This is a genomic window from Acetobacterium sp. KB-1, from assembly GCF_003260995.1.
GTDB classification, from domain to species: Bacteria; Bacillota; Clostridia; order Eubacteriales; family Eubacteriaceae; genus Acetobacterium; species Acetobacterium carbinolicum.
Window position 1 is genome coordinate 3,169,562 of sequence record NZ_CP030040.1, and the last position, 14,717, is coordinate 3,184,278.

At 43.4% G+C, this 14,717-nt stretch carries 9 protein-coding genes; 4 read left to right on the plus strand and 5 right to left on the minus strand.

Annotated features, from left to right (window positions below; genetic code table 11):
- The first annotated feature begins 818 nt into the window (after positions 1 to 818).
- Entirely contained in the window at positions 819 to 1,865 is a 1,047-nt protein-coding gene (locus tag DOZ58_RS14640; protein ID WP_204355418.1) for a DUF389 domain-containing protein, read from the plus strand.
- 134 nt (positions 1,866 to 1,999) lie between these two features.
- Here DOZ58_RS14640 and DOZ58_RS14645 read toward each other — a convergent pair whose 3' ends face one another.
- The 5 genes from DOZ58_RS14645 to DOZ58_RS14665 form a co-directional block, all read right to left on the minus strand.
- The gene (locus DOZ58_RS14645; protein WP_111888973.1) at positions 2,000 to 3,475 is read right to left on the minus strand and encodes a glutamate synthase subunit beta; all 1,476 of its coding nucleotides are present in this window, start codon (positions 3,473 to 3,475) and stop codon (positions 2,000 to 2,002) included.
- Between the two features lie 17 nt (positions 3,476 to 3,492).
- Positions 3,493 to 8,076, minus strand: a complete 4,584-nt coding sequence (gltB, locus tag DOZ58_RS14650) for a glutamate synthase large subunit (RefSeq protein WP_204355522.1) — start codon at positions 8,074 to 8,076, stop codon at positions 3,493 to 3,495.
- Positions 8,077 to 8,656: 580 nt separating this feature from the next.
- Positions 8,657 to 9,640: a uroporphyrinogen decarboxylase family protein gene (locus tag DOZ58_RS14655; protein WP_111888975.1), complete on the minus strand. Its 984-nt coding sequence runs from the start codon at positions 9,638 to 9,640 to the stop codon at positions 8,657 to 8,659.
- Between the two features lie 81 nt (positions 9,641 to 9,721).
- Positions 9,722 to 10,351, minus strand: coding sequence for a corrinoid protein (locus DOZ58_RS14660; RefSeq protein ID WP_111888976.1), 630 nt, complete (start codon positions 10,349 to 10,351; stop codon positions 9,722 to 9,724).
- A 362-nt stretch (positions 10,352 to 10,713) separates the two neighbouring features.
- Positions 10,714 to 11,406: a TetR/AcrR family transcriptional regulator gene (locus DOZ58_RS14665; RefSeq protein ID WP_111888977.1), complete on the minus strand. Its 693-nt coding sequence runs from the start codon at positions 11,404 to 11,406 to the stop codon at positions 10,714 to 10,716.
- Between the two features lie 285 nt (positions 11,407 to 11,691).
- Between DOZ58_RS14665 and DOZ58_RS14670 the strand changes: the two genes are divergently transcribed.
- From DOZ58_RS14670 to DOZ58_RS14680, 3 genes are all read left to right on the plus strand, one after another.
- A protein-coding gene (locus tag DOZ58_RS14670) for an IS3 family transposase (RefSeq protein WP_256372196.1) occupies positions 11,692 to 12,845 on the plus strand; the annotation gives its coding sequence in 2 pieces (ribosomal slippage) (positions 11,692 to 11,974 and positions 11,974 to 12,845; 1,155 coding nt in all).
- 109 nt (positions 12,846 to 12,954) lie between these two features.
- Positions 12,955 to 13,524: a hypothetical protein gene (locus DOZ58_RS14675; protein WP_111888978.1), complete on the plus strand. Its 570-nt coding sequence runs from the start codon at positions 12,955 to 12,957 to the stop codon at positions 13,522 to 13,524.
- A gap of 146 nt (positions 13,525 to 13,670) precedes the next feature.
- A complete protein-coding gene (locus tag DOZ58_RS14680; RefSeq protein ID WP_111888979.1) occupies positions 13,671 to 14,717 on the plus strand; it encodes an inorganic phosphate transporter in 1,047 nt (348 codons plus the stop codon).

The window sequence follows — 14,717 nt, forward strand, 5'->3', positions numbered from 1 at the left end:
TCCAATTGAATGACAGGATCATTAAAAAGTAAATAAGCACTTGACTGAATGATAAGATCAAGGAGAAGATTATCCGATTATAATAATAACTCAGAGATAAGCCTCGAGGATCTGGTTTTATCGATCATAGACTCTACAATGGAAAAATTCTCATCACTATGAGAATTGGTAAGTACATTGTTAATCACAATCAGATTTATTGGAGATCGGTATTCACATTATGATACCCACATAAAAAAACTGTGGTCATAATAAAAATAATAGATCAAGGATAGGTAATCGATGCGAGAAGAGAAGATGATTTTCAATTGAAATTCAGAGAAACAAAGGGAAAAATTTGGACGAAAGAACAGATTGTTCAGAAATTTATTTCACTTGAAAACCCCCAATGAGCTAGCTGCCAATAGGTAATAGAAGCGAAAATAAAAAGTAAGATAATCCTCAAACAAGTAGCAGATTTACAATGGGAAAGTGAAGAGGAAGATTTTTGAAAAACAGAAAGGGGTGAGTCCCCAAAAATGACAGCTGAGATTGCAAGCTGAGGCCGATTCTACATAAATAATTGTGGAATCGGCTTTCAGCTTTTTTGCGAAGGAAATAGAATTCAAGCTTGAGAATAGAGATAATCACAGGAACTCCTACAATAAAGAGCGAACATCAAGGTGTGAGTTGCTTAAGAATAAAACAAATAAGCACTAAGAATGCATAGAATTCAAGCACCAAATTTGATATAATTAGCTGAAAATAATCTGGCGTTTATTTAATCGGCGACTGGCAATTAAATGACACAGTAACAAATTGGTGCGAGGAGATTTAGGATGATTGATTATTTGAAAAACAGTGTGTTTGACATAAAATCCGATCAGATGGATGCGGAGGCCATACACACAAGTATTGTTTCAGGGGTACGGCTAAAAGGAGCGCCTCTCATTATTCTCTTTTGTGCGATCATTGTCGCATCGGTAGGTTTAAATACGAACTCAACAGCGGTGATCATCGGTGCGATGCTGATATCACCTTTGATGAACCCTATTATTGCAATGGGTTATAGTATCGCAACCTATGATGGCCTGCTGCTTAGAAATGCCGCGATCAATTTCATCACTCAGATCATTATTGCATTAATTGGTGCCTCGATTTATTTTTTCCTGACGCCTGTGCATGAACCAACCAGCGAACTGTTGGCGCGAACCGGGCCATCCTTTTTTGATATGCTGATCGCTTTCTTTGGCGGAACGGCAGGGGTTATCGGGATAACGCGAAAAGAAAAAACAAATGTTATTCCAGGGGTTGCCATTGCCACGGCGTTGATGCCTCCGATGTGTACGGTTGGTTATGGAATAGCGAATGGCAATGTTGACTACATTTTTTCGGCAGCTTATCTGTTTACGATCAATGCTTTTTTTATTGTTGTTGCAACCTTTATATTTTGTAAATTGCTCCAATTAAAACAAGCCGATGTTGTAAAAGAACGGTATAATAAAATTATCAAAAGATCAATCATTATCGGTGTAATTCTGATTACGATTCCAGCAACCGTTTCGGCGGTTTATGTTTCGGCGGTTTCAATTCAAAAAAACGCGATTTATTCCAGTGTGAAAACCTTTGTAAATGGCGAGGTCAATTCATCCACTACGACTACGATGCGTGCAACGATTGACCCAGATGCAAAAAAACTACGATTGGATTTAGTGGGAGATATCTATACTTCAGATCAGATTGACGAAATTAAGGGGAAACTGAAGGATTGTGGATTGGAAGACTACAGATTAGAAGTGATTCAGGATATTCGGACGACACTTTTTAGCTATTTCGAAAATGTGAATGGCCAAGGCATTCAAGAAAGCGAAATTGTGATTGTCTAAAAAGGGCAGATTAATTTAAAAAACACGATCACATGAGGGCAGAAAAAGCGACCTCAAATAAGTGATAACGGATAAAACAGAACAGCCACAAACCTGATTGGCAGGTTTATGGCTGTTTTTTTACTTTGGTAGCATTATTTTGTTTTTAGATAGTGATGGCAACTTCTGGCAGCTTCCCGGCCTTCATTGATGGCCCAGACAACCAGGCTCTGACCGCGACGGATGTCGCCGGCAGCAAAGATGTTATCGACACTGGTCTGGTAAACGCCGTAATCGGCTTTGACATTGGAGCGGGGATCCCGTTCCAGACCCAGTTGGTCAACTAACAGGTCATCCGGTCCCAGAAAGCCCATCGCCAGTAAAACCAGGTCAGCGGGCAGAACTTTTTCAGTTCCGGGAATTTCTTTCATGATCATGCGTCCGGCTTCGTCGGCCAGCCATTCAATTTCCACGGTATGCACTTCTTTGACGTGGCCGTTGGCATCACCGACAATTTTTTTAGTGGTGGTGCAGTATTGGCGGGGGTCGTTGCTATATAGGGCAACTGCTTCTTCCTGACCATAATCCAGTTTATAGGTTTTAGGCCATTCCGGCCAGGGATTATTGGCAGCTCGAGTGGCCGGTGGTTTGGGCATAATCTCTAATTGCAGCACGCTTTTGCAGCCGTGACGGATGGATGTGGCAACACAGTCGGTGCCGGTGTCGCCGCCGCCGATAATGACGACATGCTTATCCTTGGCCGAAGTATAGTTGCCATCGGCCAGGTTGGAGTCTAACAGGCTTTTGGTATTGGCTGACAAAAAGTCAATCGCAAAATCAACGCCTTGCAGTTCTCGGCCTTCTACTGGCAGATCGCGGGGTTTGGTGGCGCCGCCACATAAGACAACGGCATCGTAATCGGCTGTTAAAGCGGCTACCGGATAGTCTTTACCAACCTCGGTACTGGTGACAAAGTTGATGCCTTCAGCGGTCATCAGGTCAACCCGACGCTGAACCACGTCGATTTTATCCAGTTTCATGTTGGGGATGCCGTACATTAACAGTCCGCCAATCCGGTCAGCCCGTTCGTAGACGGTGACGTTGTGGCCGGCTTTGTTCAGCTCGGCAGCACAGGCCAGTCCCGCCGGACCGGAACCGACCACGGCAATTTTTTTGTCAGTTCGATGTTTGGGGGGGGTGGGGGTAATCCATCCTTCTTTGAAGGCATGATCGATAATCGTGCATTCATTGACTTTAATGGTAACCTGAGGTTCATTTAGTCCCACGGTACAAGCCCCTTCACAAGGTGCCGGGCAAACCCGACCGGTGAACTCAGGGAAGTTATTGGTATTAAGCAGGCGGGCCAGCGCTTCCTTCCATAATCCTTTATAGATCATGTCATTCCATTCAGGAATTAAGTTATGAATAGGGCAGCCCGAGGCACCACCAGCAATCATCATGCCGGAGTGGCAGTAAGGTACACCGCAATCCATGCAACGGGCACCCTGGAGCTGTTGCTTTTCTTCGGGAAGTTCCAAATGAAACTCCGCCCAGTCTTTAATCCGTTCGAGCGGGGCCCGATCCTTTGGTACTTCCCGGTTATATTCTAAAAATCCTGTTGATTTTCCCATATTCGTCTACCTCCTCACTAATTTCCGCTTACCCGGGACAGATCCCGGTTATTTTCGTCAAAAGCTGCCATTAAGGCTTCATCGCCGGTAAGACCAAGGGCTTTAACCCGTTCCATGGCATCCAGCATTCGTTTATAATCGCGCGGTAAAACCTTGGTAAACTGTTTTGCATAGGTATCAAAGTCATCAAGTATTTTTTGTGCCAGTAAACTGTTGGTGTAATCCCGGTGTTTTGTTATTAAATCTTTTAACTCGGCGCGTTCAGTGGCATCGGTAATTTTAACCAGATCGACCATCTCAGCATTACAGGATTCACAGAAGTTTTCGTCCAGATCCAGCACATAGGCGACGCCTCCGGACATCCCGGCCGCGAAGTTTCGGCCTGTTTTTCCCAGGATGACAACCTTTCCGCCGGTCATGTATTCACAGCCATGATCCCCCACTGATTCAACCACGGCAGTAACCCCGCTGTTACGAACGCAGAAACGTTCGCCGGCGGCGCCCCTAATATAGGCTTCACCCTGGGTTGCGCCATAGAAGGCAACATTTCCAATGATGATGTTCTCTTCAGGGACAAAGGTGGCTTGCTTGGGCGGATAGATCACCATTTTTCCGCCGGATAGGCCTTTGCCGAAATAGTCATTGGCATCGCCTTCCAGTTTAATGGTGATGCCCTTAGGGATAAAGGCCCCTAAACTTTGGCCCGATGAACCCGTCAGGTTAAGCGTGATGGTATCCTCAGGCAAACCTGCTTCGCCATAACGCTTGGACACCTCATTACCAATGATGGTACCAACGACCCGATTGACATTTTTAATGGTGGTGGTGATCTCCACCTTCTCAGCTTTTTCCAGAGCCGGTTGACACAGATCCAGTAACTCGGTTAGATCCTTGGATTTTTCGATGTTGTGGTTCTGTTTGATTTGACAGTATAAACCGCCGCCTTCGGGAACTTCTGGCTGATATAAAATACTGGAGAAATCCAGACCCTTTGTTTTCCAGTGATCAATAGCGCGATTCATTTCCAGTTTATCGGAGCGGCCGACCATTTCATCAATGGTTCTAAAACCAAGTTCAGCCATAACTTCCCGGAGTTCCTGGGCAATAAACTTCATGAAATTGACAATGTGTCCGGGATCACCGATAAACCGTTCACGCAGTTTAGGGTTTTGAGTTGCTACCCCAACCGGACAGGTATCCAGATGACAGACCCGCATCATTACACAACCAAGAATAACCAGTGGGGCGGTAGCAAAGCCATACTCTTCGGCACCTAGCAGGGTGGCAACTGCTAAATCTTTACCAGTTAACAGTTTCCCGTCAGTCTCGACTTTTACCCGGGTTCTTAAGTTGTTAAGTACCAGGGTTTGGTGGGTTTCAGCCAGCCCCAGTTCCCAGGGCAGACCGGCATGACGGATACTGGTTCGCGGTGAGGCACCAGTTCCGCCGTCATAACCACTGATTAGAATGACATCAGCTTTGGCTTTGGCGACCCCGGCAGCGATGGTGCCAACGCCGACTTCAGAAACCAGTTTAACATTGATTCGGGCTTCCCGATTAGCGTTTTTTAAGTCATGAATCAGTTCCGCCAAATCTTCAATGGAATAGATATCATGGTGGGGTGGTGGTGAAATTAGACCAACACCGGGTGTAGAGAACCGTGTTTTGGCGACCCAGGGATAAACCTTACGTCCTGGCAGTTGACCGCCTTCTCCCGGTTTGGCACCCTGAGCCATTTTAATTTGAATTTCCTTGGCACTGGACAGGTAATGGCTGGTAACACCAAAGCGTCCGGAGGCGACCTGTTTAATGGCACTGAGCCTGGAGTCACCGTTGTGCAAAGGAATGTGGCGTTCAGGATCCTCGCCGCCTTCGCCGGTATTACTCTTGCCGCCGATACGGTTCATGGCAATGGCCAGGCTTTCGTGGGCCTCGCTGCTTAAAGAGCCATAGGACATCGCACCGGTTTTAAAACGGGTACAGATACTTTCTACCGATTCAACCTCATCAATTGCAATCGGCTGACGGTTTTTAAAGCTCATTAGACCTCTTAAGGTACAGGTGCGTTGACTTTGTTCATCGATCAGGGCGGTGTATTCCTTATACGTTTGATAGTCGCCCATTCGACAGGCGTTTTGCAGTTTATAAACAGCTTCGGGATTGTAGGTATGATATTCACCATCGGCCCGCCATTGGAAATTTCCGCCGGATTCTAGCGCATTGGCATCGGCAAAAGGATTGTGGTAGGCTTCGTCATGACGCATCTGGGATTCCCGGGCAATTTCATTAATCCCGATTCCTTCGATTCGCGATGGGGTGCGGGTAAAGTATTTGTCAATCACATCTGAGTTGATCCCCACGGCTTCAAAGATCTGGGCCCCATGATAGCTCAAAATGGTAGAAATTCCCATTTTAGAAAGCACCTTGATAACACCCTTGCTGACTGTTTTGATATAGGTTTTAATGGCTTTTTCATAGCCTACATCGGTTAACAAGTCGCGATCAATCAGATCTTCCACGGTTTCAAAGGCCAAATAAGGGTTAATGGCGGTGGCGCCATAACCGATTAGCACCGCAAAATGATGAACCTCACGTGGCTCACCAGATTCTACAATCAGGCTAACCCGGGTTCGGGTTAGATTATTGATTAAATGATGATGGAGACCGGAGATGGCCAACGCCGAGGGAATGGGAAGCATATTAGCGTTAACACCACGATCAGAAAGGATAATAATGGTGTTTCCGTCGGCAATGGCTTTGTCAGCGGCAACAAAAATATCTTCCAGAGCTTTTTCCAGACCATCACCGCCGGTGTTACTTTCAAATAAGGTTGAAAGTGTAACGGCTTTTATCCGTGGGTCATCCAGTTCCCGGATCTTTTCCAAGTCTTCATTACTGAGAATCGGCATGTCCAGGCTGATCTGATGACAACTTTGCGGTAAGGGGTTAATCAGATTACCTTCACCACCAAGATAAACCTCGGTACCTGTGATCAGTTCTTCCCGAAGGGCATCGATGGGGGGGTTGGTTACCTGAGCAAACATCTGCTTAAAGTAATTAAAAAGCACTTGAGATTTATCCGATAAAACTGCCAATGGAATATCATTACCCATGGCCCCAATAGGGTCGACACCGTCTTTGGCCATCGGTATAATCAGGGCTTTTAAATCTTCATAGGTATAACCAAATGATTTTTGACGTTGAACCAGGGTTTCTTTATTGGAGCTTATTTTTGTTTTTGGTACGGGCAACGTATCCAGAGTAATATTATGCTCTTCGATCCATTTGGCATAGGGTTCCTGACATGCAACGGAATGTTTGAGATCTTCATCATTAATGATCTCGCCTTTTTCAGTATCGATCATCAACATTCGACCAGGCTTTAAACGCTCCTTACAGAGAATGTTTTCAGGCGGAATATCTAAAACGCCGACTTCAGAAGAGAGGATAACCAGATCATCTTTGGTTACATAATAACGGGATGGTCGCAAACCATTACGGTCAAGAACCGCTCCCAGTCGAATACCATCGGTGAAAGCGATGGCGGCCGGGCCGTCCCAGGGTTCCAGCATGCGGGAGTGATAATTATAGAAGGCTTTTTTCTCTGGGCTCATGGTAGTATGTTTGGACCAGGGCTCCGGGATCATCATCATCGCACTATGGGCCATGGAACGGCCAGTTAAGCTTAAAAATTCGAAGGCGTTATCAAAAATGGATGAGTCACTGCCATCGACATCAACCACCGGAAAGGTTTTTTCCAACTCATTGCCAAAGAGATCACTTTGAAGCAGGGATTGACGGGCATACATCCAGTTAACATTGCCCCGGAGGGTGTTGATCTCACCATTGTGGATCACGTAGCGGTTGGGATGGGCCCGTTCCCAGCTCGGGAAGGTATTGGTACTAAAACGGGAATGAACCATGGCAATAGCGGTGGTGACATCCGGGTCTTTAAGATCCTGGTAGAACTGACCAACCTGATCTTCAGTCAGCATCCCTTTATAAACGATCGTGCGGGAAGAAAAGCTGGCTGCATAAAAAGACAGCCCTTTCTTTTTAGTTGCCTTGTCAACCTGTTTACGAATGGTATAGAGCTTTCTTTCGAAAGCCATGGAATCAGTGATTGCCGGATTTTTCTTGATAAAGACTTGTTTAAGAAACGGCATGCTTTCAATTGCTGTTTTTCCCAGGTCGCAGAGATCTACTGGGACATCCCGCCAGCCCAGCAAGGTTTGTCCTTCTTTTTTAATCGTCTCTTCCAGAATGGTTTCGCACTGTTTTCGCTGGTCGGCATCGGTGGGCATAAATAACATCCCCAAACCGTAGTCCCCGGGTTGGGGCAGGATAAAGCCTTCTTGACGGGCGGTTTTTTCCATAAACTGGTGCGGGATCTGGATCAGAATCCCGGCACCGTCACCGGTATTTTGTTCGGAGCCCCGTCCGCCCCGGTGCTGTAAATTAATAAGCGTTGTTAAAGCCTGCTTGACAATATCGTGGGATTTCTTTCCTTTGATATGGACAATTGCTCCGATGCCACAGGCATCATGTTCAAAAGTGGGATCATAAAGTCCCTGTTTTGGGGGTAAATTAGTGTGTTTCATACGCATTTTAACCTTCCTCAGAAAAATCTATTAATTAGTGAAGATAATAGGATGGGCCAATTGAATGTTGAATTGATTGATTGTTTTTTAACAGGGCTTTTATTTTCTTCTATTATATACACCATCGTCAAAGAAATAAAATTTTGCAAAATTGACCGTTGACACATTCCCTATTGTAATAAATAAGATGGAGTTTTATAATTATACTATAAAGTTCGACAATTATCACATAAATTTCATGGTATTATCAGATAAAACCAAATTTTTTTGTAATGTATTTTGCAAATTAATGCAATTGTTGTTTTTACATCGCGTTCAATTGTTTTCCTAAACCGCACAGTTATGCCCTGCATTGGTTTGCAACAATCATCTTGCTGATGTCAATGATGGCTTTATTAAAGGTTAATGTTTTTTTAAGACTTTATGGGATAGAAATAGCTCTACCTCAATTAGAAATGGGATTGTTTCCTAATCGGGATAGAGCTTACCTGGCTTGAGCAAATTCTTTATTCAATTGAGAGGTGCAGTAACAGAATGACTAGCTTCATTTTGCTAACACTACGGTGCAAGAACGCGTTACTTAGAACATTTCCCTACTGAGCTGGTCAATCACGTCGCTGGTTGCTTCATAAACCCCAGGGAAAGAGCTGATGTTTAAACCCTGACTTAAGCATGGAATAAAATAAAGCTTGCCACATTCTTCACAGGCTTTTTTTGTATCCGCATAGATTTTTTCTCGGGTCCAGCCGGGGAAATCAACGCGGCCACTGTCGATATCACCCATAAAGGTGATTTTTTCGCCGTATTTTTTAATCAGCTCCGGCACATTGTTGGTTGTCATCACACCCTGCCAGATATCAATACCCATTTCAATCATAAAGGGAACCAAATTGGCAGCATAGCTGTCACTATGGTGAATAATCAGTTCGACACCATTTGCTTTCCAGAATCCATAGACCTTCTTGTAGGCGGGAACGATGAACTCATCAAACATTTCAGGTGAAATAAAAGAAGAAATTTGGCTGCCCCAGTCGTCATGATGGAATAATGCATCGGGATGAATGTGCTTGACCACTTCTTTCGCATAAGCCAGCTCATAGTCAACAACGTAATCAATTAGCTCTTTCATTGCTTCGGGTTCTTCATATAAGGCCATCAGGGCATCTTCCATGCTCATTAAATGATGGGTCATTTCAAAAATCCCTGGGGCGCAAAAGGCGGTGACAAATTTTTCATTTCGATTCACTGATTTTGCATGCGCTTCGGCGGCGGCCCATTCTTCATCGGTATAAAAGACAGAAGGCGCTTTGACTTGATTTTTCCAATCTGTGATATCTTTTAGTGCCTTGTGTTCTTCATCGTGCATCGGAAAGGAACCGATTTGATCGGCAGGCCAATCAAAGGTGATCCCCCATTTGTTTTTAACCCGGGTGCCGGGAGCCGGAGCCAGGGGAAGATCCATAGGGGCCTCCATAATTAGATCCATAAATTCGTATTGATTGACAAATCGGTCCGGATTTCCACCCTTTATTACTTCCATCAAGTTTTGTCTTTTTGTTAACATTGCAATACCTCCTAAAATTTTGGTAGATTGATTTAAATAAATTTTGTATGAAATGCGTTTGTTTAAGGGAGCAATAGAGACTTAAGCGGTGGCCAGTTCCTTGGCTTTAACAGCCGCACTACCGGCATCTGGGGCATAACCGTCAGCACCGACTTCGGCGGCGTATTCCGGCGTTACCGGGGCCCCGCCAACAATAACTTTAACATCCGGGCAAGCCGCTTTAACGGTTGCCACGGCTTCTTTTAAGGCGGGCATAGTTGTGGTCAGCAGACCCGAACACGCGACAATTTTCACATTGTCATTATCTTTAACTGCTGAAACGAAGGTATCGGCTGGTACATCTACACCGAGATCAACCATATCGAATCCGGCACTTTCGATCATCATCGAGACCAGATTTTTGCCAATATCGTGAAGATCTCCGGCCACGGTACCGATGACACAGGTGCCCAGGGAGGCAGAACCATCGCCGGCCATCAGTGGCTTTAAGACCTCAACCCCTTTTGACATGGCTTTAGCAGCGATGAGCATTTCTGGAACGAAAATTTCGCCAGAAGAGAATTTGTCCCCAACGACACCCATGGAATCGACCATCGCCTGGAGAATTTCACCTGGTGCACTGCCTTCATCCAGGGCTTCCTGGACCAGACCAGGGACCAATTTAGACTTTCCTGCTTCGACCTTTGCTTTGACTTCTTCAATTTTTGACATGTTTTTTCCTCCTGATTTGATTTATTTGTGATATCAGATGATATCAGCTTTAGATTAGTCATTTTCATGTGTGTGCATGAAATTTGCTAATAAATGCCTTAAGCTAAGGGGTGTTTACTTGAAGTTTGTCTGATATTTTTTAACAGATCCCATAATTATCATTTTTCAATTACCTCACAGGATAAAATTAAGCACGTTGCGTCTAAATTTTGAGGCTACATTACGATGTTGCTTGTAAGCAATTTAAATATAAAACATCAAGAGCAAAAAGTCAATTAAATTCGTAAAAAAATATATATAAACTAAAAACAGACTTAAGAAAACGATTAAATACTGTGAAAAATAAAAAAAAGAAGAAGCTCCTATTGTTTGCAAACAATAGGAGCTTCTTCAATATATAAATAATTATTAACTTCCTTGAGTTGGGGATACTCTTCTAGTAATCGATCAATGGTGCAGTTAGCAGAACTGAGCAACGATTTAAGGAACAGGCTATTGTAATCAAATTTCAAGGAATAAAACATTTGATTGATGCACAGATCGAAGAGTTCTTCTTTTGTGAGGAGGATTTCTTTTTCATACTGCTTCATGGTCAATGCTCGAATAACCCCAAAAGATGCTGTTACCGCACAATCACAGAGCCGTTCTTTATCCGCTGTTTTTATTTGATCGTTCTGGTTAACCAAGGTTTTATAAAGCTCAAAGAGATTTCCATCTCGGGTCGCTTTTTCCAGCAGATCAAATTTGTTCATCTCGTAAATAAATCGATCGTAATGTGCGTCAATTTCGGTTAATTTAAAATGTAACTTAAAAAAAGTTATCAATTGCAACAGTTCATCGTCAGTGGGAAGATATTTAAGCAGATGCGAGTACAGTGTTTCATAGTTATTATTAAGCATGTCGCTGGCGATGATATCTTTGGTCTTAAAATAATAGGTGACTAAACCCAGATTGACACCAGCTTCTTTGGCAATCATGGTGTTTGGGGTGTTGGCGTAACCATTTTCCAGGTAGAGCCGTTTGGCGGTGTTATATATTTTGTCTCTTGTGTTCATGATCTGGTTATCCTCATTCTCTTGTTTTATAGTATAATAGCATAAAAAACAAAAGATCGTCCATGTCTAATTTATTTTCAGTCAGAAGATCCTAATGAAAAGTTGGTATAAATGAATAAGTTTAAACAGGGCTGATAAGTCTGTCAGAAGCAGGCGGAAAAAGAAAATGATTGATTAGTTTATAATTGGGTAATAAAATAAAACTTAAATCGGGCGGTAACAGATTCTGTATAATGTCCACAAATAGTTGGACACAAAATCCAGAAAATAAGATAAACTATACACATGAGTAGAAAACGACGAACCTGGACCCCAGAGGAAAAAGCAGCCATCGTGCTGGAAATCCTCAGAGAAGAAAATACGTTAGCCGAGATCTCTAAGAAGTATGATGTATCTCAGCAATTATTAAGCCGCTGGAAAACCGAATTTATCGCCAATATGTCCGCCGTCTTCAATAAGAAAAATGAAGATGTTGACAAACTCAAACAAGAGCATGAAGATGAAAAGGAGCTGCTCGTAAAGAAAATAGGCGAATTAACATTGGATGTCGATTGGCTTAAAAAAAAACAAATCCAAATCTCTCAAATGAAGAAAAAAGAACGTTAATTGATTGGAAGCACCCTTTCTTAACCATAAAAAAACAGTGCCAACTTCTGACGCTATCGCGATCAACAGCTTATCATGAACCCATAGATGTTGCGCCATCCAAAGATGAAATCAATATCAAAAACGCCATTGATCGTATTCATTTTGAGGAGCCAGCCTATGGCGTCAGACGAATCAGGAATGAATTGCATAAACTGGGCTTTCATCAAGTAGGCAGGCGTCTTGTCAGGCGTTATATGATGGAAATGGATATTGTTTGTTTCTATCCCGGCCCCAATCTGAGTAAGCGAGCCAAAGCAGCCAAAACTTATCCCTACCTGCTGAGAAATCTTGAAATTAACCAACCGAATCAGGTGTGGTCCATTGACATTACTTATATAGGAACCCCAAATGGATTTGTGTATTTAACCGCTATTATTGACTGGTATTCCCGTTATATTGTGGGATACACCATCAGCAACACCTTGCAAACCGACATGGTCACCCGTGTTATAAAAACCGCCATTCAAACCTATGGTGCACCTGAGATCATTAACAGTGACCAGGGCAGTCAGTTTACGTCAAATGCCTATATTGACCTGATTAAAAGCTTTAAAACGACAAAAATCAGCATGGACGGTAAAGGCCGTGCTACCGACAATATTGCCATTGAACGGTTTTTTCGATCATATAAATGGGAACGCCTGTATTTGCTGTACCCGGAAACCGTCACTGAAGTGAGAGCCATGACAAAGGAATACATCGCTAAATATAACAATGAGCGAGGTCACCAGCGATTCAATTACAAAACACCGGCAGCTGTATTCTATGAAAATATGGCATTGGCTGCCTAATCAAAACGCGAAAGGAGATTTATCTAAAAATTTCTAATTTCGTGTCTTGACAAGCGTGTACATTATACTGATTCCAGTAATTTGGGTAAAGAAAGATGAGGATCATAAAATGAATCGATTAAAGTTTTCTTTAGTGGTAGGAATTACCGTGACGTTGGTTTTAGTCTTGTCAGGCTGCGGCAGTAATGCGAATAGTGGTAGTGCTGGTCAGTCTAATCTTTCAAGAGATACTGTTTATGAGTTTTATGATGCGGTGCAATTGGACCAGACAAAGCAACAGGTGGATGCGGAATTAGGCGTTACGCCAACCGAAAGCACTCAAATTGGGAATGTCTTTACGTATGTGAATAATGATACCGGTTTTGGGGTGAGTGTTATGTTTGATGAAAATGGAATGGCCACAAGTAAAACCTTGTTTTATTCACTGACTAAAGATCTGGCTTTTTTAACAACGAAAGCAGTGACTAAGGAACAGGCAGAAAGTATACCTGAGGGTGCCACATATGATGAAGTAAAAAATATTCTAGGCGGAGAGGGAACCGAAACCAGTGTCACCCAGATTCCCTTTGAAGATAATAAGTTAAGCTACATAAGGGTGTGGATCAATCAGGATGGCACTATGCTTCAGATCGTTTTTTTAACGGATGGAACGATCGGCAACGTGAAGTTTTTCAATTAACGAGAAACCAAAATGTCTCAATTTGCCTTTGGGCCGATTGAGACATTTTTTTTGGGAAAGCGCAGTTCTTGTTGCGTCTTTGCTAATGTGCTGATATAGTAGGAAAAATAAATGTGAGAAACAAATATATATATAGGAGCAAAAAAATGATAACGGTCAGTGCAACAATCATATTAATTTCAGTTATAATAATCGGGCTTATTTTTGCTTTGACAAATGGGCTTCATGATGCCAGTTCAGTGGTAGCCACCTTTATCAATTGCGGAGCGGCCAGTCCCAAACAGGCAATTGCAGTGGCATCTTTTTTTGGATTGGTCGGAGCAGTGATTGGTGGGAACTTGGTGGCGGATGCTATCTCAGAGTTAATTGATTTGCCAACTGACACCGCCTTATTAACGGTTCTGTTTGCTGCTGTTTTTGGAGCCACCTTATGGAATTTAATTACCTGGAAATTAGGTTTGCCCTCCAGTTCCACCCATGCATTAGTTGGCGGAATAATCGGTGCTGTGATGGTATCATCAGGATACGAACACATTTTGTGGGGATGGGCGGAGCTAGTTAGCGAGGGTCACCAAATTACCGGGATTGTAAAAGTGATGATGGCCTTGTTTTTATCACCGTTTATCGGTTTTATGATTGCGTTTTTTCTGGAAAAAGTGACGAAATTTATTTTGCGAAATGCCAGGGTTTCTATTAACAGGAAGATTAATAAAATACAATGGTTAGTCGTGGCGGGTCTTTCTTATAGCCACGGATCCAATGATACCCAAAAAATTATTGGACTTTTTACGCTGGCTTTGGCCGCGTGGAGCGGAACTGCCATTCACACGGCGCCTCTGTGGGTACGAGGGAGTGGCGGAATTGTCATGTTTCTGGGCACCCTGCTGGGTGGCTGGAGCATTATGAAGACCTTGGGGCGAGGGATTTTTGATATTAAGCCGCTGCATAGCTTAAATTCGCAATTGTCCTCGGTGGCTTCGATTTTCGGAGCAACCCTGGTTGGGGCACCGGTCTCCACCACCCATGTGGTGGTCGGCGGGATTATGGGTGTTGGCGCCGGAGATGAATACAAAATGGTGAATTGGGGAATTGTTAAAGAAATTCTGGTCGCGTGGTGCATCACCATTCCCTTATCAGCAGTAGTATCGGCCCTGATCTATACCATAACAACGATGATTTTTAAGGTTATCTAG